This window comes from Sphingomonas changbaiensis NBRC 104936 (assembly GCF_000974765.1).
GTDB lineage: Bacteria > Pseudomonadota > Alphaproteobacteria > Sphingomonadales > Sphingomonadaceae > Sphingomonas_B > Sphingomonas_B changbaiensis.
In genome coordinates this window covers 205,835-230,878 of sequence record NZ_BBWU01000048.1, presented here as the reverse complement: position 1 = coordinate 230,878, position 25,044 = coordinate 205,835, and the positions used below count along the sequence as shown (strand labels likewise).

Genomic DNA, 25,044 nt, shown 5'->3' with positions numbered 1-25,044 from the left:
CCCGTTCCGGGGAGGACCTGCTACGACCTCCTCAAACAAGGGAGGACCATATGCGCGCCTGGGTGCTGAAATCGCGGCCGAAGGGGATGCCGCAGCAAAGCGACTTCGATCTGGTCGAACTGCCGGACCAGCCTTTGCAGGACGGCCAGCTTCGCGTGCGCAACCTCTGGCTGTCCGTCGACCCGTACATGCGCGGCCGCATGAACGACGTGAAGAGCTACGTCCCGCCGTTCGCGCTCGGCGAGCCGATGCAGGGCGGCGCGGTCGGCGAAGTGATCGAGAGCAGGAACTCCGGCTTCGCGCCCGGCGACAAGGTGCTGCACATGGCCGGCTGGCGCGACACCGCGACGATCGGCGCCGAATCGATGCCGCAGAAGCTGCCGGCGAACATGGGCGTGTCGGACGATACCTGGCTTCATAATCTCGGCCTCACCGGCGGCACCGCCTATTTCGGCCTGCTCCGCGCTGCCGAGGCAAAGGCGGGCGATATCGTCTTCGTCTCCGCCGCAGCCGGCGCTGTCGGCTCGGCCGTGGTCCAGATCGCGAAGCTGAAAGGCATGACGGTGATCGGCTCCGCAGGCGGCCCGGACAAGGTCGCGTTCGTGAAGGAGCTCGGGGCCGACGCCTGCATCGACTACAAGGCCGGGCCGGTCCTGCCGCAGCTGATGGAGGCGGCGCCCAAGGGCATCGACGTCTATTTCGACAATGTCGGCGGCGAGCATCTCGACGCCGCCTTCGCGACCGCCCGCGAGCGTGCCCGCTTCGCGATCTGCGGGATGATCGACGTCTATAATGACGGCAAGCCGCAGGAGCTGCGCTACATCATCCGCACGATCCCGACGCGGCTGACGATGCGCGGCTTCATCTGGACCGACTATTTCGGCGAGATCGGCACCTTCCAGCAGGAAATGGGCGCCTGGGTGACGGGCGGACAGATCAAGGCGCGGACGACGGTAAAGGACGGCCTCGACTCGACGCTGGACGCGTTCCTCGGCCTGTTCAGCGGCGCGAACACAGGCAAGATGCTGGTCAGACTCTAGCTAAGCCCCTCCCCTTCAGGGGAGGGGAAAGGGGTGGGGGCGCGCGTCCGCGCGCCCAAAAGACTCAGAGGAAGTGACAGCCCCACCCCAACCCCTCCCCTGAAGGGGAGGGGCTCGGTTTCGCGCTGTCCTACACCCTGCCCCGCATGCCAGGCTCCGCGCCGGCTCCTTCTCACCGTCGATTCGAATCACCCGCCCGGCGATCGGCGAGGAAGGGAAAATTTTCCCGAATCCATGTAAAAGTCGTCCATGTCGCCCACGCGTCCGCTTCGGGTCAGATCGCCCCGCTGAACGTGTCGCACTGTGCCGGATCGCCGGTTTCGATGCCCTTGCGCAGCCACTTCATCCGCTGCTCGGCGGTGCCGTGGGTGAAGGTCTCTGGAACGACCCGGCCTTGCGCCGCCTTCTGGAGCACGTCGTCGCCGATCTGATGGGCGGCGCGCATGCCTTCCTCCACGTCGCCCGGCTCCAGCCGGTCCTTGTTCGCCGCGGCCCAGACGCCGGCGTAGCAATCGGCCTGGAGCTCGACCCGGACCTGGATCGCATTGCCCTCGGCCTCGCCGGCGCGCGCCTGCTGCTGGTGCGCCTGGTCGAGCGTGCCCTGCAGGTCCTGCACGTGATGGCCGACTTCGTGCGCGATCACATAGGCCTGGGCGAAATCGCCGGCCGCGCCGAAGCGCTGCGACAGCTCGCGGTAGAAGTCCGTGTCCAGATACACCTTCTTGTCGGTCGGGCAGTAGAACGGCCCCATCGCAGATTGCGCCGCGCCGCAGCCGGATTGGCCCTGGCCCGAATAGAAGATCAAGGTCGTCGGCGTGTAGCGCGCGCCCGACTGCTGGAAGATCCGGCCCCATGTGTCCTCGGTGCTGGCGAGCACCTGGCACGAGAAGCGACTGGCCGCGTCGACCGAACAGATCTGGGCGGCCGTCTTGCCGCCGGCCTGTTGCTGCGGCGAAACGGCCTGCTGTCCGCCACCGCCGCCGAACAGGCCGAGCAGCCAGGCGCCGATCAGCACGACTGCCACGCCGCCGATGCCGAACCGGCTGCCGACCAGCCCAAGGATCAGGCCGAGCCCTCCGCCGCCCCCGCCGAAACCGCCGCCGCCGAAGCTCTGGCCACGCTGGTCGCCGACATTGTCGCTGGTCCGGTAATCGTCGAGGCGCATGCTCAATCCCTTCCGCCGTCTCAATGATCGGCCAAGCAATCGGTTGCCCAGCCTTACCCGAGAAGGTTACGGAGACGATATGGCGGATGCGGACGCACGACCGAAGCGCAGGAGCGCGGCGATGCCGCTGCCGGACGAGGTCGCGCTGGTGCTGCAGGGCGGCGGCGCGCTCGGCTCGTATCAGGCCGGCGTCTACGAGGCACTGGACGCACAGGGGATCGAGATCGACCGGATTGCCGGCATCTCGATCGGCGCGGTCAACGCCGCGATCCTGGCCGGCAACCCGCCGGAGCGCCGAGTCGCGCGGCTGCGCGAGTTCTGGGAACTGGTGACGAGCTGGCTGCCGAGCTTCCCCATTCCCGGCGACGATCACTGGCGCGAGCTGGTGCACGAATGGTCGGCCGCATTCGTTGCCGTCACCGGTGTTCCGGGCTTTTTCGGCGCCCGCTTCGTGCCGCCGGTGTTCGCCGCGCCCGGGACGCCCGGCGCGCTCAGCTTCTACGACAATTCGATCCTTGCCGAGACGCTCGACAAGCTGATCGACTGGGACCTGCTCAACACCGGGCCCATCCATTTGTCGGTCGGGGCGGTCGAGATCGAGAGCGGCAATTTCCGCTTCTTCTCCAACCGCAAGGAACGGCTCGACGCGCGCCATGTCATGGCCTCGGGCGCGCTGCCGCCGGGGCTGCCGCCGGTCGAAATCGACGGCAAGCTGTGGTGGGACGGCGGCATCGTCTCGAACACGCCACTGGCCGATGTGCTCGACACGCAGGCGGAGCCGCTGCTCGTCTTCCAGGTCGATCTGTTCCCCGCCGCCGGGCCGGCGCCGCGGACGATCCTCGACGTGTTCGCCCGCGAGAAGGAGATCCGCTATTCCAGCCGGACGCGCCAGGTCAGCAACCAGCTGATGAAGCTCAGGAAGGAACGCGAGCTGATCCGCCGCGTGCTTCGGAAGCTTCCGGCCGAGCTGAAGGACGATCCCGATGTGGCGGCGCTGCGTTCCCAGGCGGCCGAGCAGCCGGTCAATGTCGTCCAGCTGATCTACCGCGCCTCGGCCTGGGAAAGCGGATCGCGCGATTACGAATTCTCCGCCCGCTCGATGACCGAGCATTGGGCGGCCGGGCGCGACGCGGTCAAACAGTCGATCGACAAGGCGGAATTGCTCGCCCGCAACATCGTCGACGGCAAGACCGCCGCGTTCGATCTCACCCGCAAATAGGAGTTCCGAATGTTTCTGAAGGGCAAGACTGCGATCGTCACCGGCTCCACCTCCGGCATCGGCCTGGCCTATGCCAAGGCGCTGGCCGGCGAGGGCGCGGCGGTGATGATCAACGGCTTCGGCGACGCGCAGGCGATCGAGGCTGAGCGCGCGAACCTGGCAGCGGTCAGCGGCGCAGAGGCGCGCTATTCGGCCGCCGACATGTCGAAGCCCGAAGAAATCGCGGCGATGGTCAAGGACTGCGCCGATTCGCTAGGCGGCCCGGACATCATCATCAGCAATGCCGGCATCCAATATGTGTCGCCGGTCGACGAGTTCCCGGTCGACAAATGGGACGCGATCATCGCAATCAACCTGTCCTCCACCTTCCACCTGATGCGCGCGGCAATCCCGCACATGAAGACCAAGGGCTGGGGCCGCATCATCACCACCGCCTCCGCTCACTCGCTGGTCGCGAGCCCGAACAAGTCCGCCTATGTCGCGGCAAAGCACGGGATCGCGGGACTGACCAAGACCGTGGCGCTGGAGACGGCGACGCACGGCATCACCGTCAATTGCATCAGCCCCGGCTATGTCTGGACGCCGCTGGTCGAGAACCAGATCCCCGACACGATGCGCACCCGCGGCCTGACGCGCGAGCAGGTGATCAACGACGTGCTGCTGGCCGCGCAGCCGACCAAGCAGTTCGTCCAGCCCGAGCAGGTCGCCGCGCTCGCGCTGTTCCTGTGCCGCGACGAGGCCGCGCAGATCACCGGCGCCAATCTATCGGTCGACGGCGGCTGGACCGCCGCCTGAGCTTTCCGCTGGCGCTCCCGCTCGCGTGCGGTAAGCTCGCGGGAAAACGAGAGGGTCGCATGAACAAGGCCGTGCTGATCGCGGCGCTCGCGCTGGGCGCCTGCGCGCACCAGGAGCAAGTCGCCGCGGCTGCGCCCGCGCCGGACTGGCGCAGCGTCGCCACGGACGCGGACCGGCAGCGGCTGAGCCAATGGCGCACCGCCTTCGTGCAGGGCTTGTCCGAGGCGCGGGCGAGCGGGCACGCCGCCGAGATCGCCCGCGAGGGGCGGCTGCTCGAGCCCGATGCCGGCACCGCCGGGCGTCCGCCGGCCGGCGACTATCAGTGCCGCGTCATCAAGCTCGGGTCCAAGATCAAGGGCGGCCTCGCCTACGTCACCTATCGGCCCTTCGCCTGCCGCATCGACGATGAAGGCGGCATCGCCAGCTTCCGGAAAGTGACCGGGTCGCAGCGCCCCGTCGGCGTGATCCTGGGCGGCGGCCAGAAGCTGGTATTCCTCGGCACCATGGTGCTCGGCGACGAGCGGAAGCCGATCGATTACGGCCGCGATGCGGATCGCGACATGATCGGAGCAGTCGAAAGCATCGGAAACGGCCGCTGGCGGCTGATCCTGCCCTATCCACGCTTCGAGAGCGTGATGGACGTGGTGGAGCTGGTACCGTCTTCAGAGCGCCCGTCATAGAATTCGGTTTGGGCTGAGCCTGTCGAAGCCCTCCCTTTCTTTTCTGCGCCGCCCGGGGAAGAAGAGAGGGCTTCGACAAGCTCAGCCCAAACCGCTTAAGGATTCGGGCGATAACCTGGAGACCCTCGTGCGCGCCCTTATCCTGCTCCCCCTGCTCTTCGCCTCCCCTGCCCTTGCCCAATCCGAAAATCTCCGCGCCGATATCGCGAAGGACATGCCGGGGCTGACCACCATTTACCGCGATCTCCACGCGAACCCGGAGCTGTCCGGGCAGGAAAAGCGCTCCTCCGCGATTCTGGCAGCCGAAGCGAAGAAGGCGGGCTTCGAGGTGACGACGGGCGTGGGCGGCTATGGCGTCGTCGCGGTGATGAAGAACGGGCCCGGCCCCGTGGTCATGCTGCGCGCCGACATGGACGCGCTGCCGGTCGCGGAGCAGACCGGCCTGCCGTTCGCAAGCAAGGTGAAGGCGATCGGCATCGACGGCCAGGAAACCGCCGTGATGCACGCCTGCGGCCATGACACGCACATGACCGCCTGGATCGAGACCGCGCGGCGCATGGCGGCGATGAAGGACAAATGGTCGGGCACGCTGATCATGATCGGCCAGCCCGCCGAGGAAGTGAATGGCGGCGCCTCGGCGATGATTAAGGACGGGCTCTTCACCCGCTTCCCGAAGCCGCAATATGTCGTCGGCTTCCATGACTCGGCATCGCTGCCGGCGGGCACGGTCGGCTACACGCCCGGCTATGCGATGGCGGCGGTCGATTCGGTCGACATCCTGGTGAAGGGCGTCGGCGGCCACGGCGCCGCGCCGGCGACGACCAAGGACCCCATCGTCCTCGCGGCGCGGATCATCACCTCGCTGCAGACGCTCGCCTCTCGCGAAATCGACCCGCAGGACGCCGTCGTCGTCACGGTCGGCTCGATCCACGGCGGCACCAAGCACAACATCATCCCGTCCGAAGTGAAGATGCAGCTGACGGTACGCAGTTATTCGAAGGAGACCCGCCAGCATCTGCTCGACGGAATCAAACGGATCGCGCGCGGCGAGGCGATCGCCGCCGGCATGCCCGAAGAGCTGATGCCGGTCGTCTCGACCTTCGGCACGTCCGGCATTGCGACCTACAATGACGAGCCGCTGACCAACCGTCTCGCCGCCGCGTTCAAGTCGCGCTTCGGCGACGGGCGCGTCGAGCAGACCAAGCCGGTGATGGTCAGCGAGGATTTCCCCGAATATCGCGAGGCCGATCCCGCGCACATCCAGTCGACCCTGTTCTGGGTGGGCGGGGTGCCGCAGGCGAAGTGGGACGCGGCCGGCGGCGACACGTCCAAACTGCCGTCCCTGCACAGCGCCTTCTGGGCGCCCGACGCGGAGAAGGTGATCGCGACCGGGAGCGAAGCGATGGTCACCGCCGCGATGGATTTGCTGCAGAAGAAATAGTTCGTTCGGGACGAGCGGATTCGGGGAGGCGTATCTATGGCGAACTTCGAAACGATCCTGACCGACATCGACGACGGCGTCCTGACGATCACGCTCAACCGGCCCGAGCGGCTGAACGCGTTCACGCCGCAGATGATGAACGAGCTGATCGCCGCCTTCGACGAAGCCGATGCGGACGACGCGGTGCGCGCCGTGATCATGACCGGCGCCGGCCGGGCCTATTGCGCCGGCGCGGACCTTGGCGCGGGCGGCGCGACCTTCGATTATGCGAAGCGTCCTGACCGGCTGCAGCAGGGTTCGCCGATCCGGGAGGATGGCAGCGTCGATTATTCCCATCCCGGCGTGCGCGACGGCGGCGGACGCCTGACGCTGCGCATCTTCAACTGCAGGAAACCGGTGATCGGGGCGATCAACGGCCCGGCGGTGGGAATCGGCGTCACGATGACCCTGCCGTTCGACTTCCGCCTGGCGAGCGAAACGGCGAAATTCGGCTTCGTCTTCTCGCGTCGCGGCATCGTGCCCGAGGCGGCGTCGAGCTGGTTCCTGCCCCGGCTGGTCGGCATCTCCCAGGCGCTCGACTGGTGCTATTCGGGCCGGGTCTTTAACGCCGCGGAGGCGCTGAAGGGTGGTCTCGTCCGCTCGCTTCATGCGCCCGAGGATCTGCTTGCCGCGGCGCGGACGCTCGCATGGCAGTTGACCGCACAGAGCGCGCCGGTGTCGATCGCGCTCACCCGCCAGATGATGTGGCGGATGATGGGCGCCGAGCACCCGATGATCGCGCACCGCCTCGACAGCCGCGCGATCTGGTCGCGCGGCCAGAGCGACGACGCGCGCGAAGGCGTTCAGAGCTTCCTCGAGAAGCGCGAGGCGTCGTTTCCAAACGGCGTGTCGGCGGATTTCCCGGATTTCGGGGAGCTGCTGGAGGACCCGGAGTACCGGTGAAATCAAAGCCGGTTCGGGCTGAGCTTGTCGAACGCCTCCCTTCCCCTTTACGAGGCTGAAGAAGGGAGGGCTTCGACAAGCTCAGCCCGAACCAAGCGGGGATATATGAATGAGTAAGCTTTTGCGCCGCAAGGCGATCGTGACTGGTGATGCGCAACCCGCCGAGCATCGGCTCGCGCGGACGCTGTCCTGGCCGCATCTGGTAGCGCTGGGGGTCGGCGCGATCGTCGGTACCGGCATCCTGACCCTCATCGGCGTCGGCGCAGACCGCGCCGGGCCGGCGGTGCTGATCAGCTTCGCGATCGCCGGCGCGATCTGTGCCTGCGCAGCCCTCTGCTATGCCGAGATGGCGACGATGATTCCCGCTTCGGGCAGTGCCTATACCTATAGCTATTCGGTGCTGGGCGAAGTCTTCGCCTGGGTGGTCGGCTGGAGCCTGATCCTCGAATATTCGCTGGTGGTGGCCACAGTCGCAGTCGGCTGGTCCGGTTATGCGGTCGCCTTCCTGCACGGGCTCGGGATCGTGCTGCCCGACGCGCTGACGCACGGACCCGCGGTCGCCGGCAGCCTTATGGACGGCACCTTCCACCTGACCGCGAGCGGCGTGAACCTGCCGGCGATCCTGATCATCGCAGTCGTCGCCGGACTGCTGATGCTTGGCACCAAGGAAAGCGCGACCGTCAACACCGCGCTGGTGGTGCTGAAGATCGTCACGCTGGCGCTGTTCGTCGCGGTTGCGCTGCCGCATTTCGATCCGGCGAACCTGAAGCCCTTCGCGCCACTCGGCTACGGCAGCACGCCCGGCGCCGACGGCGTCAAATATGGCGTGATGGGCGCGGCTGCGATCATCTTCTTCGCCTTTTACGGCTTCGACGCGATCTCGACCGCGGCTGAGGAAGCGAAGAATCCGGAACGCGATCTGGCGATCGGCATCGTCGGATCGATGGTCGCCTGCACCGCGATCTACATGATCGTCGCGGCGGCCGCGGTCGGCGCGCTGCATTACACCGCTTTCGCGAACAGCCCCGAACCGCTGGCGCTGATCCTGCGCGGGATCGGCCAGCCCACCGTGTCGACCATCGTCGCCGCGGCGGCCGCGATCGCGTTGCCGACGGTGCTGCTCGCCTTTCTCTACGGCCAGACCCGCATCTTCATGGTGATGGCGCGCGACGGCTTCCTGCCGACCAATCTCGCGCGGGTATCGAAGCGCGGGACGCCGGCGACGATCACCGCCGTGACCGCGACCTTCGTCGCGTTCATCGCAGCGGTGACGCCGCTGGACCTGATCGCCTCGCTCGCCAATGCCGGGACGCTGTGCGCATTCATCGCGGTCGCCGCCTGCGTGCTGATCATGCGCCGCCGCGACCCGAATCGGCGCCGCCCGTTCCGGACTCCCGCCGTCTGGATCGTCGCGCCTGCCGCGATTCTCGGCTGCCTGTATCTGTTCACCAGCCTTCAGGCGGTCACGCAGAAAAGCTTCTTCGTGTGGAACGCGATCGGTCTGCTGATCTACCTGGGCTATGGGCTCGCCCGCAGCAAGGCTAGCGCGCCCGTGACCACATGACGGAGCGGCAGAAGAACAGGATGCAGCCACGAACCTTCAGCTGATCGGGGCCGATCCGCTGAAGCGTGGCCGCATAGCTTTTGCCGACCTTCGGGTCATAGGCCGTGCCGCGCCACACATCGCCGTCCTGCACGAAGCCGGTCAGCACCGGCAGGCCGATGATCGGACGGTTGCGTAGAGCGGGATCGGGATTCCTGAAGTCGGTGCCGGGTGGCTTGATCGGTACCAACGACCTGGCGAGCCGCCCACACACCGCGCTGCCGCACGGCGCGATCTCGATGATCCCGTCATTGGTGTCGGTTCGCCAGGAGCCGGTGACCGACTCCGCAGCCAGCGCGGGCGTGGCGATCAGCAGCATGGAAGCGATCAGCACGCGCATTCGATACTCCGTTCGTTTCGAGCGAAGTCGAGAAACGCTGTTCGCGCACACGCCCGCTTCTCGACTAGGCTCGAAGCGAACGGGAGGAGTTGTCAAGCGCGCAGGGTAGGATAGCTTACACTCATGAAAGCGCTCGCCCTCGCCCTGCTCGCCGCGGCTGCACCGCTTGCCGCCAGGACCGTCACCGTCACGCCCGGCGCAGGCGCGCAGGAACGCCTGCAAACCGCGCTGATCGAGGCGCAGCCGGGCGATACCGTCCAGATCGCCGCGGGGCGTTACGACCTGACCGACGGTCTCTCGCTCGACGTCGACAAGGTGACGGTGCGGGGTGCCGGACCGAATGCGACAGTGCTGAGCTTCAAAGGCCAGCAGGGTGCGGGCGAAGGGCTGCTCGTCACGTCCGACGACGTGGTGCTGCGCGATTTCGGCGTGGAGGACACCAGGGGCGACGGCATCAAGTCCAAAGGCGCGGACAGGATCGTCTACAATAATCTTCGGGTGGAATGGACCGGCGGTCCGAAGGAAACGAACGGTGCCTATGGCGTCTATCCGGTCAGCTCGACCGACGTTCTGATCGATCGCGTGACCGTGCGCGGCGCCTCGGACGCGGGCATCTATGTCGGGCAATCGAAGAACATCGTCGTCCGAAACTCGACCGCCGAGTTCAACGTCGCCGGGATCGAGATCGAGAACAGCTACAACGCCGATGTGTACGCCAACACCGCGCGCAAGAATGCCGGCGGCATTCTCGTGTTCGATCTGCCCAACCTGCCGCAGATGGGCGGCCACGCTATCCGCGTGTTCGACAACCGCGTCGTCGAGAACGACACGCCCAATTTCGCGCCCAAGGGCAACATCGTCGCCTCTGTGCCGACCGGCACCGGCGTGATGGTGATGGCCAACGCAGACGTTTACGTGTTCGGCAACACGCTCGCCGGCAACGGCAACGCCAACGTGATGCTGATCGGCTACAAACGGCCCTTCACCGACAAGACCTACAACCCGCTGCTGCGCGGCGTCGTCGTGCGCGACAACAAGCATGGCCGCGCCGGTTTCGCGCCGAGCTTCCCGGGCGGAAAGGAAATCGCCGCGGCGATGGGCGGGTCGCTGCCGCCGATTTTCTGGGATGGGACAGGCACCGGCGTGGTGGTGCGCGATGCGGTGCCGGCGCTGAGCCTGAACCTGCCCAGCCCCGACGCCTCGGTAGACCAGGCCAGGCCCGCCCCTGCCCAGTTCGCCGATGGGCCGCTGCCGCCCGAGCCGAAACCGGTCGTGCTGCCGCCGCCGATGGAGGCGGCGATCAAGTGAGGCTGCTCGCCTGCCTTGCAGGCTGGATGCTGCTCGCGAGCGCCGCGCCGCCGGGCGTCAATGACGCACTGATCCTGGGCGACACGCTGCCGCCGAAGCTGTCGGACTTCGGCTTTTTCAGGGACGGCAAGCCCCGCCCGCGCGTCCACCCCTATACGCTCAATACACCGCTCTTTTCCGACTATGCCGAAAAGGAGCGCTTCCTCTACGTGCCCGCCAGCAAGACGATCACATACCGCGGCGACGGCCTGCTCGATTTCCCGATCGGTTCTGCGCTGATCAAGACGTTCGGCTATCCCGGCCGGAAGCTCGAGACCCGCGTACTGATGCGGCGCGCGAGCGGCTGGGTCGCGCTGCCCTATGTCTGGAACGGCAACGAGGCGGAGCTGAGGCGGGGCGGCACGCGCATTCCGGTCGAGGTGCATGGCCAGCCGATCAGCTACGCGGTGCCGAACCAGAACCAGTGCAAGGAATGCCATCAGCTGGCCGGCTCCATTGAGCCGATTGGTCCCAAGGCGCGCAATCTTGCCCAGCCCTTGCTCGACGATCTGGTGAAAGCCGGCCTGCTCGACCGTGCCCCCGCCGGACCGAAGCTGCCGCGCTGGGACGACCTTCAGGCACCGGTCGCGGCCCGAGCCCGCGCCTATCTGGACGTCAATTGCGGCCACTGCCACAACCGCGCGGGGGCCGCGAGCAACAGCGGTCTCTATCTCACCTGGGAAGAAGCCGACCCGGTCGCGCGCGGCATCGGCAAGACGCCGGTCGCGGCCGGGCGCGGCAGCGGCGGACTGGAAGTCGCGATCGCGCCGGGCAAGCCGGACCTGTCGATCCTGCTCTACCGGATGAACAGCACCGAACCGGGCGTCGCGATGCCGGAGCTGGGCCGGTCGATGGTGCACCAGGAGGGCGTGGCGCTGGTGCGGGATTATATTGCGGGGATGAAGTAAGCCCCTTCGGCCGTTCACAAACTCGGTTTGGCCTGAGCTTGTCGAAGGCCTCCCTTCTTTCTACGCACCGTGACGCAAGAAAAAGGGAGGGCTTCGACAAGCTCAGCCCAAACCGGAGTGAGTGATGAGCGACTGGTTTGTGGGGGTTCTGGGCGGATCCGGCCTTTACGCCGTCGACGCGCTTGAAAACGCCGAATGGCAGACGATCGACACTCCATGGGGCCCGCCTTCCGACCAGATTCTGACCGGCACCATCGCCGGCATCCGCTTCGCCTTTCTTCCGCGTCACGGGCGTGGGCATCCGATCTCCCCGTCGGAGCTCAACTATCGCGCCAATATCGACGCAATGAAGCGGATCGGCTGCACCGACCTGATCGCCCTCTCCGCCGTCGGATCGCTCAGGGAAGAGCTGCCGCCCGGCCGCTTCGTCGTCGTCGATCAGTTCATCGACAATACGCGGCTGCGCGCGAACAGCTTTTTCGGTTCGGGCCTGGTCGCCCATGTGTCGATGGCCGATCCCGTCTGCCCGCGCCTGGCCGGCTTCGCCGCGGCGGCCGCGACCCGGGCCGGGGCGGATGTGACCGAAGGCGGCACCTATGTCGCGATCGAGGGGCCGCAGTTCGGCACGCGCGCGGAAAGCCATATGTATCGCGCCTGGGGGGCGGACATCATCGGCATGACGGGCATGCCGGAAGCCAAGCTCGCGCGCGAGGCGGAGCTTCCGTACGCCTTGGTCGGCATGGTCACCGATTATGACTGCTGGCGCAACGACGAAGCCCATGTCGAGGTGACGGAAGTGATGCGCGTGATGCACGACAATGCCGGCAAGGCGCGGCAGACGATCGTCGAGCTCGCCCGCCTGCTGCCGCCCACGCGCGAGCCGAGCCCGATCGACACCTGCCTCGACGTGGCGATCGTCACCGCGCCCGAGGCGCGCGATCGTGCGCTGATGGCGAAGCTGGACGCAATTGCGGGGAGAGCGCTCCAATGATCCGCCTGTTCGACTATTTCCGTTCCTCCGCCAGCTACCGCGTGCGGATTGGGCTCAACCTGAAGCGCGTCGAATATGAGCGGATCGACATCTCGCTGCTGGACGGCAAGCAGCGCGAGCCGGATAATCTGGCGCGCAATCCGCAAGGCTTCGTGCCCACGCTGGAGATCGACGGACACCAGCTGACCCAATCGCTGGCGATCCTCGATTATCTCGACGCGCGTTTTCCCGAGCCGGCGTTCGTGTCGCGCGATCCTGCTCGCCGCGCGAAGACGCTGGCCCAGGCGCTGCTGATCGCGTGCGACATTCACCCGCTGAACAATCTGCGCGTGCTCGGCTATCTGAAGAACCAGCTCGGCGCGGAGCAGGACGCGCGCGACGACTGGTATCGCCACTGGATCCGCGAAGGCTTCGTCGCGCTCGAGCGCATGGCGGAGGGCAGCGGCACCTATCTGGGCGGCAACGCGCCCGACCTCGCCGACATCTGCCTGGTGCCGCAGATGTTCAACGCACGCCGGTTCAAGCTGGACCTGGGCGCTTTCCCGACCCTGGTGCGGATCGACGCAGCCTTGCAGGAGCTGGAGCCGTTCGCGGCGGCACATCCGGATCGGGTTCAAAGCTCCTGATTCCGCTCGTCCCGAACGCAGTCGAGCGGCGCTGCTCGGAATTCTGAGATACGCCCCTCGACTTCGCTCGGGACGAGCGAGATAGGGAGCCGGTGTTCGTCCTTCCCCTCCTCGCCGCCGCTGCTTTGGGCCCCGATATCATCGTCACCGGTCGAGGCCTGAGCGAAACACCGGGCGACGTCGCCTACGACATCGTCACGATCGACCGCACGCGCCTGGAGCAAAGCGCCAGCGGGCGGCTGGAAGATGTGCTGCGCGACGTCGCCGGGCTCCAGCAATTCCGCCGTTCGGATTCGCGCTCTGCCAACCCGACCAGCCAGGGCGTGACGCTGCGCGGCCTTGGCGGCAATGCAGCAAGCAGGGCGCTGCTGATCCTCGACGGCGTGCCCCAGGCCGATCCGTTCGGCGGCTGGGTCGCGTTTCCGGCCTATGCGCCGGAGCGGCTCGGCCAGGTGCGCATCACGCGGGGCGGCGGCAGCGGCGTGTTCGGCCCGGGCGCGCTCGCCGGCACGATCGAACTGACCAGCGCCGGACCCGGCGAGCTGCCGCCGATCGGTGCGCATCTTGCTTACGGCAGCCGCGAGTCGGTCGAAGCGGACGCATTGGCCAGCGCCAGGCTCGGCGGCGGCTTCGCCACACTGTCCGCCGATTATGCCCGTGGGGACGGCTTCGTTCCGATCGTGGCCGGCCAGCGCGGGCCGGCCGACCGTCCGGCGCCCTACGAACAGGCCAGCGTCGCCGCGCGCGGAGTGATCCCGGTCGGCGAGACGACGGAGCTCCAGGCCAATCTTATCGCCTTCACCGACCGACGGGAGCGCGGCACGGCCTTCACCCGCGACGGCAGCGACGGCGCCGACGCGAGCCTGAGGCTGGTCGGCCACGGCGATTGGGGCTTTTCCGCGCTTGCCTATCTCCAGACCCGCGCCTTCCAGAGCCAGTTCGCCTCGGTCAACGACGATCGCAGCGCCGCATCCCAAGTGCTCGACCAGTACAATACGCCAGCGACCGGGCTGGGCGCGCGTCTAGAAGTGGCACCGCCGCTTGGGGCCGATATCGACCTGCGCGCCGGCGCCGACTGGCGGCGAACGAGCGGCCGCACCGAAGAGCTGTTCACTTTCGTGAACGGCGCGCCGACGCGCGGTCGCCTTGCGGGTGGCGTGAGCAGCACCGTCGGCGCCTTTGCCGATCTGTCCTGGACGCTCGGCGGCGTAACCTTGAGCGCAGGCGGGCGCCTCGACCGATGGTCGATCCGCGACGGTTTTCTCGCCGAGCGCACGCTCGCGACCGCAGCGCCGCTGACCGACAGCCACTTCCCCGATCGCAGCGGCTGGGAACCGACCGGCCGCGCCGGGATCGCATGGCATGCCGCCGACACAGTGACGCTTCGCGCCGCCGCCTATGCCGGGTGGCGACTGCCGACGCTCAACGAGCTGTATCGTCCGTTCCGGGTCGGCGCCGACGCGACCGCGGCGAACGCGGCGCTGTCGCCTGAGCGGCTCCAGGGCGGGGAGCTGGGGGTCGAGTTCCGGCCGGCACCGACGGTCCGCCTTGGCGCGACGGTGTTCGACAATCGCCTGGAGAACGCGATCGCCAATGTCACCGTCGCGCGAGGCCCGGGCAATTTTCCCGGCGTCGGCTTCGTCTCCGCAGCCGGCTTCTACCGCGTGCGCCAGAATCTCGACGCGATCCGATCCCGCGGGCTGGAACTGGACGGGGCCGCGACACTCGGTGCCTGGCGGCTCGGAGCATCCTATGCACTCACCGATGCACGCGTGCGCGCCTCCGGCCTTGCTGCGCCCCTGGACGGGCTGCGGCCGGCGCAGACGCCCCGCCACACCGCGTCCGGCACGCTCGCCTGGACCGGCCGCGCGCTGCAGGCGTCAGCCACGCTGCGTTACGTCTCCAGCCAGTTCGAGGACGATCAGAACACCCGCAGCCTTCGCGACGCGCTGACGCTCGATGCTCGATTGGCGGTTCCGCTCCGCAAAGGCCTGTCACTGGAAGCGCGCGCCGAGAACCTCACCGACACGCGCGTCGAAGCGGCAGTATCGGCGGACGGCGTGATCGAACGCGCAACCCCGCGCACGCTCTGGTTGGGCGTCCGGTTCGGCGGCTAAGGCGTTCCGCGCAGCTTCCGCCCGAACCGGGCCTGCAGCAGCGCCCGGCCCTTCTCGATCAGCTCCGGCGGCGCGATCCTCCAGCAGAGCAGGCCGACCACCGCGGCCAGCACCAGCCCGCTGAGCCACCAGAGCGGGTCCCAATAGCTCATCGAGTTGGAAAGGATCACGCCCGCCAGCAACGGCGCCGCGACGGTCGCGATCAGCGGCACCGGATGGACGCGACGGCGCGACGCCCACCACATCATCAGGAAATCGACCGAGCAACGGATCGCGAACACCGCAGCGCAGCCGATCAGGCCGAATTCCTTCATCCCGAAATAGAGCAGCACGAGATAGGGCGGAATCTGGAGCAGCAGCACCTTGGTGACGAGGTCGGGCCGGCCCGATCCCTGCATCCAGCTATAGGGCACGATCGCGAACGCATTGGCCCAATATCCGAACACGATCAGCGTGCCGACTTCGGCCGCCTGCGGCCCGATCTTCGTGCCGACCCAGAGGTCGAGAAACGGGTGCAGCACGTAGATCATGCCCAGGATCGGCAGACTGATGGTCGCGAGCAGCACGCGGATCGATTTCTCGCCGAGCTCGCTCCGCTCTTCCGGGCTGGCCGTCGGAAGCTTGGGGAAGACGGCCGTGACGACCGCCTGCGGGAAGATGGTGATCCGCTGCGCCAGCTGGAACGGGAGGGTATAGATGGTGACCGCCGTCGCGCCGAGCACTGCGCCGATCGCGAAGCGGTCGAGGATGACCAAGATCGGACCGAACAAGCCTGTGATCGTCACCCAGCTGCCATAGCCGAGCAGTTCGCGCGCCTGCGACATCACGAAGCGGTGCCGCTGCCCGGCCGTGATCGAGACATGGCAGCGCCACCAGAGCACTCCGATCGCGATTGCGCGCGCCAGCACCGCAGCCGCGAGCAACTGGCTGAGATTCGGGCCCCAGGCGAGCGCCACGGCGATCGGGAATATCTGGAACAGCGTGGTGGACAGCACCGACACGGTGTTGACCTCCAGGAACCGCTCACGCCCGGTGAGCGCGCCGCTCAGCACGCCGGTCAGCGTCGCGATCGGCACCGACAAAGCGAGCCAGGGAACGCTGGCGAGGATTTCGGGCCGCAGCCGGGGGTCGACCTTGAATACCTGGTCGAAGAAGAAGTCGGCGGCGGCCCACAGCACGAGGCCGCCGATCAGTCCCATCGCGATGTTGGTGAAGATCGCGGTCCAGAACACGTCCGCGCGTTCCTGCGGATCGGCATCCTTCAGGGCCGCGATGCTGTAGGTCGTCGCGCGGCCGAGCCCCAGGTCGAACAGGCCGAAATAGCCGAGCAGCAGCCAGGCGATCGCAAGCACGCCGTACCGGTCCGAGCCCACCAGGTGGAGGTAGATCGGCACCGTGACCAGCGCGAGCAGCACCGGCAGCACCGACCCGACCAGATTGTAGGTGACGTTCCGACTGACGCTCATCCGCGGCCCCCGTCCCGCACGCGGATCAAGCGACCTTCTGCTCGAGCGGGGTTTCCGCTCCGGCCACGCCGCGGCCGACGCCGTGATAGGCAAGGCCGGCCTTTTCCGCCTCGGCGGGGTTGTAGACGTTGCGCAGGTCGACAAGCACCGGCCGCCGCATCGCTGCGGCCAACCGCTTCAGGTCGAGCGCGCGAAACGCATCCCATTCGGTCACGAGCACCAGCGCATCGGCGTCCTTTGCGACCTCGTACGGGCTCTGCTTGTAATCGAGCTCGCCCAGTATCGCTCGGGCCTGCTCCATGCCTTCGGGGTCATGGGCCGCAATCTCCGCGCCCGCCTCGCGCAGGACGCGGACGATATCGAGCGCGGGGGCGTCGCGCATGTCATCGGTGTTCGGCTTGAAGGTCAAGCCAAGCAGTCCGACGCGCTTGCCCTGGGCCGAACCGCCCAGCGCACGAACGACCTTGTGACCCATCGCTTCCTTGCGCAGATCGTTCGCCTCGACCGTCGCGTGAACGATGCGCAAGGGCGTGTCATATTCTTCCGCCGTCCTCAGCAGCGCGAGCGTGTCCTTGGGGAAGCACGAGCCGCCATAGCCAGGCCCCGCGTGGAGGAATTTGCCGCCGATCCGGTTGTCGAGGCCGATGCCGCGCGACACGTCCTTCACATCGGCGCCGACCTGCTCGGCCAGGTCCGCGAGTTCGTTGATGAAGCTGATCTTGGTCGCGAGAAAGGCGTTCGCGGCATATTTGATCAGCTCGGCGGTGCGCCGTCCGGTGAACAGGATCGGCGCGGCATTCAGATAGAGCGGCCGGTAGACTTCACGCATCACGTCCTGCGCCTTGGCGTCTTCGGTGCCGACGACGATCCGGTCGGGCCGCTTGAAGTCGCCGATCGCCGCCCCTTCGCGCAGGAATTCGGGGTTGGACACCACAGACCAGGCGAAGTTCGGCCGCGTCTCCTTCAGGATCGCTTCAACCTTGTCGCCGGTGCCGACGGGGACGGTGGACTTGGTGACCACCACGCACGGCTTTTCGGCAGCCTGGGCGATCTCCTTCGCGGCGGCGAAGACATAGGACAGATCGGCATGGCCGTCGCCGCGGCGCGACGGCGTCCCGACCGCGATGAACACCGCGTCGGCGCCCGCGACGCCCGCCTGCAGATCGGTCGTAAACGACAGCCGCCCGGCCTTAACGTTGCTGGCGACAAGCTGGTCGAGCCCAGGCTCGAAGATCGGCATGCGGCCGGCTTCCAGCGCCTTGATCTTGGCCGTGTCCTTGTCGACGCACACCACGTCATGGCCGAAATCGGAGAAACAGGCCCCGGACACGAGCCCGACATAGCCCGATCCGATCATCGCAATCTTCATGTGATCACCCTTGTTGGCGCCCTCCGTTAGCGGCGGCGGATCGCCGTTACCAACAGATTCACGGTTACCGCGCCTGGGTCAGGAATTGCGCGGTGGACGCCGCGATCGTTTCCCCCGGCGGTTCGAAGCGGCCGCCCAGATTCGCGGCCAGGAACTCCTCGGCAATCGCGTTGAACGCGATATTGTTTTCCGGGCGCGCAAAGCCGTGCCCTTCGTCCGGGAAAAGCACATAGCTGACCGGAATGTTCCGCTCTTTCATCGCCGACACGATCTGGTCCGATTCAGCCTGCTTGACGCGCGGATCGTTGGCGCCTTGCCCGATCAGCAACGGCCGCCGGATCCGGTCCGCCTTGTGCAGCGGGGAACGGTCGCGAAGGAGACGCAGGCCGTCCGCGGTCTCCGGATTGCCCATGCGCTGGTGGAATTGCTCGATGAGCGGCTTCCAATAGGGCGGGATCGTCTGCAGCAGCGTTTCGAGATTGGATGGGCCCACAATGTCGACCCCGCACGCAAACACATCCGGCGTGAAAGTGAGCCCGGCGAGCGTCGCATAGCCGCCATAGGAGCCGCCCATGATCGCGATCCTGTCCGCCTGCGCGATGCCGCGGTCGATCGCCCATGCGACGGCATCGAGCAGGTCGTCGTGCATCTTCGCGCCCCATTGCAGGTCGCCCGCGGAGATGAAGCTTTTCCCGAACCCGGTTGAGCCGCGGAAATTGACCGACAGCACCGCATAACCGCGGTTGGCGAGCCACTGGTGGTAAGGGTTATAGCCGTGCCGGTCGCGCGCCCAGGGGCCGCCATGCACCAACAGAACCATCGGCAGCGGCGCGTCCGGGATGCCGCTGCGCTTCACGTCCGACACATACGGAAGCGACAGATAGGAAATCAGCGTCAGCCCGTCGCGCGCGGCGATCTCGACCGGGCGCATCGGCACCAGCGGCGCATGTTCCAGCTCCGGCCGCGAGATGTAGAACAGATCGAGCGCCTCCGTGTCGCGATCGTAGAGATACACCGCCGGCGGCCCGGTGATCGGATCGACCGCGACGGTCCATTTCCGATCGTCCTCGGTGCGCGAGCTGACCTCGACATCGCCGCTGAGCAGCTGCTTCAGCCGCTCGAGCGTCGCCCCGATCGCCTGATCGAGCCCGACCCATTCCTTTGTCAGGTAATCGACCGCATAGGCCTCGGCGATGCCGGTCGACGGGTGCGTCAGCACATGGCCGATATCGGCGCGGGAATCCTCCGCCAGAACGGTTCGCTTTCCTGTCGGCATGTCTTCGGCAACCAGCGCGGCGGTGTTCCGGCCCCGGCTGTCGATCCAGTAGAGCGTTCCGCCATCGGTCGTGAAACCAGCCGGCTGAGTCGTCAGCGCGTCATCCAGCGTCGTGGCGGCGAAGGGTTCCGCCGCGACCGCGCCACCGTCGACGCGAAAAAAGTCCATGCCTCCGTCTGCATTCGGGCGGACGGCAATTCGCAGCGTGAGCGAATCGTCGGCGAGGAAGCCGGCAAAGCCGTCGCCGCGCATGATTTCGGTCAGCGCGCCGGTCGCGAGATCCAGTTCGTGCACGTCGTGCCACTGCGGGTCACGATTGTTGAGGCCGACCAGGATGCGGTCGCGCTTCGTCACCGAGGTGCCGACGATCACCACCCGCGTATTCTCGAACGGCGTCAGGCAGGTGTCGGCCCCGCTTTCGATGTCCACGCGGTAGAGCAGGAAATTCTCGTCCCCCGCCTTGTCCTGCACATAGAGCAACGCCCGACTGTCCGCGGCCCAGAGATATTGGGAGATCGGCCGAGCCTTTTCCGCCGTCATCGGCCGCGCGTCGCCGGCACCGGACGCGGGCGCAAGCCACAGGTTCATCACGCCATCGCGCGGGGCCAGCCATGACAGCCAGCGCCCGTCCGGACTGATCCTTCCTTGTGCCTTCACCGGATTTCCGAACAGTTTCGCGCGCTCGATCAGCGGGACTTCGGGGGCCTGAGTCATGGCCAGGGGCTTTAAGCGCTCGCGCCGCGCTGCCAAGCCCGTGTTCGTCGAGCCAGACAACCTTTTCGTCGGACTAACCTAACCCTTGGCATTTCACGATTTTAGGGCCCTCCAGCCCGCACGTTCCGCGGGCCTGTTCGTATCCAGGGGTAATAATGAAAAAAATCATGCTCTTCACGGCAGCGGTCGCGCTGCCGACCGCGGCCCAGGCAGCCCAGTTCGTCACCACGCGCGATATCGTTGCCGGCACGCCGACGATCTACGGCCAGCTCTATACCGGGCCCCAGCTGGGTCTGCGCGGCGCCGCGGGCGATGGCGGCCGCGACGCGTTCGACACCTATGGCTATTACACGAGCGATGCGCCGGGCGGCCTCCAGCTGACGCGCCGGGCCGAGGCGTTCGCCGACCAGAACCTGTATCGCTGGTTCGACACCTTCACCAACACAACGGGCGCGACGATCACAACGACCGTGCGCTTCACCGGCGACCTCGGCTCCGACAGCCTCACCTCGATCCGTGCGAGCGGCGCGGGCTTCATGGTCACGTGCCAGTTCAACGGCGCATGCAGCAGCGACCCGGTCGTGGCCGCGGTGTCGAGCAATATTGGCTTCGGCACTTCGGGCCTGACCGCCGGGTCCCACGCGTCGAACGACCGCTATTTCACCGACTTCGCGCTGACGGTGCGGCCGGGCGAAAGCGTCGGCCTGCTGAACTTCGCGTTCCTGGCGAGCGACAATGCCGGCACGAACGCGAACGACCTCGCGCTGGCGATTGCCAAGGCGCAGGATCTTCGCACCAACCCGTTCGTGGATGGCCTGACGCTCGCTCAACAGCGCACGGTCGTGAACTTCGACCTCGGCCTGCCGCCGGTCCAAGGGGTGCCGGAGCCGGCGACCTGGGCAATGATGATCGGCGGCTTCGGCCTGCTCGGCGCAGCAGCGCGGCGGCGCAACCGCATCGTCGCGATGAGCGCCTAAACCCATTATGGATGCGGCCCCTCTCCTGAACGCGGGAGAGGGGCTAGCTCGCCTGCGCTGGCACGTGGCGGGTCCGCGCCGCCAGAATCTGCATCAGCGGATTGGGCTTGCCCGGAGCCACCCTCTTCAGCGTGTTGCGATCGCGGTGCTCGAACGGATCGGTACGGCCGTGGATCGTGAGCATGGTGCGGATGTCGTAGCTCCACGCATCGTCGCCTTCGAACGTCAGGTCGATGCGATAGCTGTCGGTGCGGAAGCCATATTCGAGGAAGGCGGTGGAACAGATGCCGTCCTGCGTCGATCCGCGGGTCGCGGTCAGCATCAGCTGGTCGTCCCCCGCCTTGGCCTTGCCCGCCGCTAGAGCGACCTGGCCGCGCGGGATCGCGACCGTCTGCAGGACCAGGCCGGTCGCCGGCTCCCACAGCCAATAGCCGACCTGTTCGTGGAAGGTGATGTCCTCTTCCCGCGTCGTGATGTGGATGTGGTAGCGTAGCCCGTAAAAGAGCTGCGGCCCGTTGGTCTGCGGATCGATCGCGTCGAATGCGATCCGCTCGATGAACTCGCGGCGTTCGGGACCGGCGGCCTTGGGGTTGAGATCGATGCCCTTATGTGCTTCCCATCGGCCGGCGAGCCGCTTGAGCGGCCCGAGATTGGAGAGCGTGTCCGGATCGACGTCGGAAGGCTCGGTGAAGACATCATGCGGGAACGGGGACATTGGTGGTGCTCCTCCTTCACGCCGGCCCGAGATCTAATGCCTCAGATCGCGACCATCTTGTAGTGATGCCAAGCGAAAATCGCTGCGGCGCCGCGGTGGGGGCGCCAGCGTTCGGCGAGCTCGCGGGTTTTCTTCTCGTCCGGCCGTTCATCGAGGCCGAGCAGGGTGCCGACTTCGCGCATGATGGCGAGGTCGCCGGCGGGCCAGATATCCGGGCGGCCTTCGGCGAACAGCAGGTAAATCTCCGCGGACCAGCGGCCGATGCCCTTGATCTTCATCAGCGCGGCGATCGCCTCTTCGTCATCTTCGGGCAGATGGTCCAGGTTCAGCTCGCCCGACGCGACCAGGCCGGCAAGGCTGCGGGCATAGCCGCTTTTCTGCCGCGACAGGCCGGCCCCGCGCAGCAGCTCGTCCGACGCATCGAGCATCTTTTGAGGATCGGAGGTTTCGCCGAGCGCCGCCTCCAGCTTGGTCCACATCGAGTTCGCCGCGGCGACGCTTACCTGCTGGCCGACGATCGTGCGCAGCAGCGTTTCATACCCTGGCTCGCGGATGCGCGGTTCGGGATAGCCGGCGCGGGAAAGGGCTTCCGCAAACACCGGTTCGATCCCGGCAAGCGCATCCAGCGACGCCTTCAGCTGTTCGGCCGTGAGACCCATCCTTGACCCTTCCCGCACGTGCCCGTTAGGCGGCGATCCAAAGCCTCTCGCTAGGCTGAACGGAAAGGGAACACAATGCCGAAGCTGGTCGTGGTCACCAGGGATGGAAGCGAACGGACGGTCGATGGCGATGTCGGCCTGTCGGTGATGGAAGTCATCCGCGAAAACGGTTTCGACGAGCTGCTTGCGCTGTGCGGGGGCTGCTGCAGCTGCGCGACCTGCCACGTCCATGTCGATCCGGAGTGGCAGCCGCGCCTGCCGAAAATGAGCGAGGACGAGAACGACCTGCTCGAATCGAGCGATCATCGAAACGAAAGCTCGCGGCTGGGCTGCCAGATTCCGTTCACCCAGGATCTGGACGGCCTGCGCGTCACGATCGCGCCGGAGGATTAAAGCCCCTCTCCCGTGGGGAGAGGGCGACTCGCGGCCAGGCCGCGAGCGGGGTAAGGGGATTGTGAATCTCCGGACCCGCACGATCCCCTCACCCGGTCAGCGCTTCCGCGCTGACTCGGCCTCTCCCTATGGGAGAGGTGCTACTTCACCCGCAACACCGCCGTCGGCGCGTCGCGGGTCAGCGGGCTCACTTTCCAGCTCAACACCTTGCGGCCGCCGGCGCCTTGCACGCCGTCCTCATTGTTGGTGCTGACGATCTCGGCATCGGTGTCGAGCACGAATCTCCCGTCCAGCTTGTCGCTGCTCGAATCGGCCATGCCGCCCATCGGGCCAGCCTGGTCCTTGCTGTCTTTGGCAAAGCCCGGCGCCTTCACGCGCACCGTCCCGTTCGCGCGCAGTTCGACCGCGACGAACGGCACGATTGCCTGCGCGTCAAGATTGAACGGATAAACGAAATTATGATCGAGCCGGCCTGATATCTCATAGTCGATCAGGAATTTGCCATCCCCGAGATAGCGGACGGAGCGATAGCCCGCCTCCTTCCCCAAAGCGTCGGCGATCGCGCGCTTCTTGGCATCGGTTTCGGCCTTTTTCGCGGCCGAATCCGTCGCCCTGTCCGTGCCTGCCTCGCCCATGCTCGTGTTCGGGTCGAGCGCATACACCTCACCCGCATAGGCATAGGTGAAGCTCCGGTCGGCATTGATCGTCAGCTTCGACGTGAATTTGCCCGGTGTCAGCAGGCAGCCGGTCAGCAGCAACGGCGCGGCAATCAGGGCCGCCAACCTAAACCAAGCCCCCATGTCTCCCCCCTCAGCTTCGGGTGGCGACCGCGTAGAGGGCGATCGCCGCCGCGTTCGAGACGTTCAGGCTTTCTATCGCGGACGAGATCGGAAGTCGCGCGAGTTCGTCGCAATGGGTCGCAGTGTTGTGCCTGAGCCCCTCCCCTTCCGCGCCCAGCACCAGCGCGATCCTGGCCGAACCCAGCGTCTCCTGCAGCGTCCGCTCCGCCTCTCCGGCGAGGCCGATCCGCCAGAAACCGGCTTCGGCCATTTCCTCGAGCGCGCGGGCGAGATTGACCACGCGCGCCCAGGGCACGACCTCCAGCGCCCCCGAAGCGGCGCGGGCGAGCGCGCCCGATTCGGGCGGGCTGTGCCGGTCCTGCGTGACGATGCCGAGCGCATCGAAGGCCGCCGCCGAGCGCAGGATCGCGCCGACATTGTGCGGATCCGTCACCTGGTCGAGCACAAGCAGCGGGCGGGTGCCTTCCTGCCCCAGCAGCTCGTCGAGGAAGACGTCTTCAAGCGGGTCGACTTCCAGCACCAATCCCTGGTGCGGCGCGTCCTGTGGGACGAGCCGGCCCAGATCGGCGACGTCGGCGAACGTGACGGGCAAGGCGGACGGCAGCTCCATTCGCGCGGCTGCATCGCGGGTCGCCCACAGCTTGACGGCGCGGCGGTTGGGGTTGGCCAGGGCGGCGCTGACCGCGTGGCGACCCCAGAAACGCGGGCGGCCGGATGGTGCGCCCGACGGGCGATGACGCTTCTTCATGGACGCGGCACTACACCAATCCCCAGGCGTTGACAGGCCGCGTGCGGTTCGTCATGGCGTCGCGCTCCGCTCGCCCCGGCATCCCCGGGGCCGACCTGGACAGGTGGCCGAGTGGTTAAAGGCAGCAGACTGTAAATCTGCCCGGGTTTCCCGTACGCTGGTTCGAATCCAGCCCTGTCCACCATCCTCTAGCCAACATACTCCGCGAGTAGCGTGTTGGCGCGGGGGCCGTTCCAGTCCATCGCGCCGATCACGCGCCAGACTTCCTTGCCGTCCTTGTCGTAGAGGACCGTCGTCGGCAGCATGCCGGTGTTGAACGCGAAGCCGAGCTTGTTGTCGGGGTCGCGATAGCGCTCGAGATGCTTGAACCCGCCCTCGGCGAAGGTCGGGCCGATATCGACGTCCTTATTGTCCTGGCTGACCGTCAGCACCTTCAATTTATCGCCGGCGCGGTCCGCGATGTGATCGAGGGTCGGCATCTCGCGGACGCAGGGGCCGCACCAGGTCGCCCACAGGTTCACCAGCACCGGCTTGCCTTTGAACGCGGCGAGCGTGACCGGCTTGCCGGCGGGATCGGCGAAACTGTCCGTGGGCGCCGCCGTGCCCCGCTGCGATATGTCGAGTTTGCCGGTCGGCTCGGGAGCTTTGGGCTCCGCCATGGCCGTCGCGTTCGCTTGCGGCTGCGGCTCGCTTTGCCTATCGCACCCGGCGAT

Annotated in this window: 24 protein-coding genes and 1 tRNA gene; 15 read left to right on the top strand and 10 right to left on the bottom strand. The window is 66.9% G+C overall.

Going from position 1 to position 25,044, the window contains the following annotated elements; translation table 11 throughout:
* Window positions 1-50 precede the first annotated feature (50 nt).
* On the top strand, window positions 51-1,040 hold the full coding sequence (locus SCH01S_RS13635; protein WP_084689572.1) for an NADP-dependent oxidoreductase: 990 nt from the start codon (window positions 51-53) through the stop codon (window positions 1,038-1,040).
* Between the two features lie 274 nt (window positions 1,041-1,314).
* Here the strand turns inward: SCH01S_RS13635 and ypfJ are convergent, their stop codons facing one another.
* Complete coding sequence (gene ypfJ, locus SCH01S_RS13630; protein WP_046349345.1) at window positions 1,315-2,205, bottom strand: KPN_02809 family neutral zinc metallopeptidase; 891 nt, start codon at window positions 2,203-2,205, stop codon at window positions 1,315-1,317.
* 79 nt (window positions 2,206-2,284) lie between these two features.
* On the opposite strand from ypfJ, the gene SCH01S_RS13625 reads away from it, so the two are divergent.
* From SCH01S_RS13625 to SCH01S_RS13600, 6 genes are all read left to right on the top strand, one after another.
* Window positions 2,285-3,424, top strand: a complete 1,140-nt coding sequence (locus SCH01S_RS13625) for a patatin-like phospholipase family protein (protein WP_046349344.1) — start codon at window positions 2,285-2,287, stop codon at window positions 3,422-3,424.
* A gap of 9 nt (window positions 3,425-3,433) precedes the next feature.
* A complete protein-coding gene (locus SCH01S_RS13620) occupies window positions 3,434-4,219 on the top strand; it encodes a 3-hydroxybutyrate dehydrogenase (protein WP_046349343.1) in 786 nt (261 codons plus the stop codon).
* A gap of 59 nt (window positions 4,220-4,278) precedes the next feature.
* Window positions 4,279-4,899, top strand: coding sequence for a DUF4893 domain-containing protein (locus tag SCH01S_RS13615; protein ID WP_052733943.1), 621 nt, complete (start codon window positions 4,279-4,281; stop codon window positions 4,897-4,899).
* 127 nt (window positions 4,900-5,026) lie between these two features.
* Window positions 5,027-6,340: an amidohydrolase gene (locus SCH01S_RS13610; protein WP_245612267.1), complete on the top strand. Its 1,314-nt coding sequence runs from the start codon at window positions 5,027-5,029 to the stop codon at window positions 6,338-6,340.
* A gap of 36 nt (window positions 6,341-6,376) precedes the next feature.
* Window positions 6,377-7,282 (top strand): crotonase/enoyl-CoA hydratase family protein, encoded by a 906-nt coding sequence (locus SCH01S_RS13605; protein WP_046349341.1) that lies wholly within the window; start codon window positions 6,377-6,379, stop codon window positions 7,280-7,282.
* Window positions 7,283-7,391: 109 nt separating this feature from the next.
* The gene (locus SCH01S_RS13600) at window positions 7,392-8,846 is read left to right on the top strand and encodes an amino acid permease (RefSeq protein WP_046349340.1); all 1,455 of its coding nucleotides are present in this window, start codon (window positions 7,392-7,394) and stop codon (window positions 8,844-8,846) included.
* Here the strand turns inward: SCH01S_RS13600 and SCH01S_RS13595 are convergent.
* Window positions 8,824-9,225 carry a DUF2147 domain-containing protein gene (locus SCH01S_RS13595; RefSeq protein ID WP_046349339.1) on the bottom strand — a complete coding sequence of 134 codons (402 nt, stop codon included), beginning with the start codon at window positions 9,223-9,225 and terminating at the stop codon, window positions 8,824-8,826. The genes SCH01S_RS13600 and SCH01S_RS13595 overlap by 23 nt on opposite strands.
* A gap of 123 nt (window positions 9,226-9,348) precedes the next feature.
* Here SCH01S_RS13595 and SCH01S_RS13590 point away from each other — a divergent pair, with 123 nt between their 5' ends.
* The 5 genes from SCH01S_RS13590 (at window position 9,349) to SCH01S_RS13570 (ending at window position 15,214) form a co-directional block, all read left to right on the top strand.
* Window positions 9,349-10,533 (top strand): parallel beta-helix domain-containing protein, encoded by a 1,185-nt coding sequence (locus SCH01S_RS13590; RefSeq protein ID WP_046349338.1) that lies wholly within the window; start codon window positions 9,349-9,351, stop codon window positions 10,531-10,533.
* Entirely contained in the window at window positions 10,530-11,480 is a 951-nt protein-coding gene (locus tag SCH01S_RS13585) for an SO2930 family diheme c-type cytochrome (RefSeq protein ID WP_245612266.1), read from the top strand. Before SCH01S_RS13590 ends, SCH01S_RS13585 begins: the two co-directional genes overlap by 4 nt.
* Window positions 11,481-11,604: 124 nt before the next feature.
* Window positions 11,605-12,471 (top strand): S-methyl-5'-thioadenosine phosphorylase, encoded by an 867-nt coding sequence (mtnP, locus tag SCH01S_RS13580; protein WP_046349336.1) that lies wholly within the window; start codon window positions 11,605-11,607, stop codon window positions 12,469-12,471.
* A complete protein-coding gene (maiA, locus tag SCH01S_RS13575) occupies window positions 12,468-13,097 on the top strand; it encodes a maleylacetoacetate isomerase (protein ID WP_046349335.1) in 630 nt (209 codons plus the stop codon). The genes mtnP and maiA overlap by 4 nt, the downstream gene beginning before the upstream one ends.
* A 92-nt stretch (window positions 13,098-13,189) precedes the next feature.
* Window positions 13,190-15,214 (top strand): TonB-dependent receptor, encoded by a 2,025-nt coding sequence (locus SCH01S_RS13570; protein ID WP_046349334.1) that lies wholly within the window; start codon window positions 13,190-13,192, stop codon window positions 15,212-15,214.
* Here the strand turns inward: SCH01S_RS13570 and SCH01S_RS13565 are convergent.
* The 3 genes from SCH01S_RS13565 to SCH01S_RS13555 all read right to left on the bottom strand — a co-directional run bounded on the left by SCH01S_RS13565 (window position 15,211) and on the right by SCH01S_RS13555 (window position 20,039).
* Window positions 15,211-16,680, bottom strand: coding sequence for a flippase (locus SCH01S_RS13565; protein WP_046349333.1), 1,470 nt, complete (start codon window positions 16,678-16,680; stop codon window positions 15,211-15,213). The two genes, SCH01S_RS13570 and SCH01S_RS13565, sit on opposite strands and share 4 nt — an antisense overlap.
* 25 nt (window positions 16,681-16,705) lie before the next feature.
* A complete protein-coding gene (locus SCH01S_RS13560) occupies window positions 16,706-18,049 on the bottom strand; it encodes a UDP-glucose dehydrogenase family protein (RefSeq protein WP_046349332.1) in 1,344 nt (447 codons plus the stop codon).
* 64 nt (window positions 18,050-18,113) lie between these two features.
* On the bottom strand, window positions 18,114-20,039 hold the full coding sequence (locus SCH01S_RS13555; protein WP_046349331.1) for a S9 family peptidase: 1,926 nt from the start codon (window positions 20,037-20,039) through the stop codon (window positions 18,114-18,116).
* Between the two features lie 155 nt (window positions 20,040-20,194).
* Between SCH01S_RS13555 and SCH01S_RS17265 the strand changes: the two genes are divergently transcribed.
* Window positions 20,195-21,016 (top strand): PEPxxWA-CTERM sorting domain-containing protein, encoded by an 822-nt coding sequence (locus tag SCH01S_RS17265; RefSeq protein ID WP_046349330.1) that lies wholly within the window; start codon window positions 20,195-20,197, stop codon window positions 21,014-21,016.
* Between the two features lie 43 nt (window positions 21,017-21,059).
* On the opposite strand, the gene SCH01S_RS13545 is transcribed toward SCH01S_RS17265, so the two are convergent.
* Together SCH01S_RS13545 and SCH01S_RS13540 are read right to left on the bottom strand one after the other, a co-directional pair.
* Window positions 21,060-21,731 carry an FABP family protein gene (locus SCH01S_RS13545; protein WP_046349329.1) on the bottom strand — a complete coding sequence of 224 codons (672 nt, stop codon included), beginning with the start codon at window positions 21,729-21,731 and terminating at the stop codon, window positions 21,060-21,062.
* A gap of 41 nt (window positions 21,732-21,772) precedes the next feature.
* On the bottom strand, window positions 21,773-22,390 hold the full coding sequence (locus tag SCH01S_RS13540) for a DNA-3-methyladenine glycosylase family protein (RefSeq protein WP_046349328.1): 618 nt from the start codon (window positions 22,388-22,390) through the stop codon (window positions 21,773-21,775).
* Window positions 22,391-22,465: 75 nt separating this feature from the next.
* Between SCH01S_RS13540 and SCH01S_RS13535 the strand changes: the two genes are divergently transcribed.
* Window positions 22,466-22,783, top strand: a complete 318-nt coding sequence (locus SCH01S_RS13535; RefSeq protein WP_046349327.1) for a 2Fe-2S iron-sulfur cluster-binding protein — start codon at window positions 22,466-22,468, stop codon at window positions 22,781-22,783.
* Window positions 22,784-22,923: 140 nt separating this feature from the next.
* Here SCH01S_RS13535 and SCH01S_RS13530 read toward each other — a convergent pair whose 3' ends face one another.
* Window positions 22,924-23,583, bottom strand: a complete 660-nt coding sequence (locus tag SCH01S_RS13530; protein WP_046349326.1) for a hypothetical protein — start codon at window positions 23,581-23,583, stop codon at window positions 22,924-22,926.
* A 10-nt stretch (window positions 23,584-23,593) separates the two neighbouring features.
* Window positions 23,594-24,331, bottom strand: a complete 738-nt coding sequence (rlmB, locus tag SCH01S_RS13525; RefSeq protein ID WP_046349325.1) for a 23S rRNA (guanosine(2251)-2'-O)-methyltransferase RlmB — start codon at window positions 24,329-24,331, stop codon at window positions 23,594-23,596.
* 97 nt (window positions 24,332-24,428) lie between these two features.
* On the opposite strand from rlmB, the gene SCH01S_RS13520 reads away from it, so the two are divergent.
* Window positions 24,429-24,515, top strand: a tRNA-Tyr gene (locus SCH01S_RS13520).
* Window positions 24,516-24,519: 4 nt separating this feature from the next.
* Here SCH01S_RS13520 and SCH01S_RS13515 read toward each other — a convergent pair.
* Window positions 24,520-24,990, bottom strand: a complete 471-nt coding sequence (locus SCH01S_RS13515) for a TlpA family protein disulfide reductase (protein ID WP_369385563.1) — start codon at window positions 24,988-24,990, stop codon at window positions 24,520-24,522.
* Window positions 24,991-25,044 lie beyond the last annotated feature (54 nt).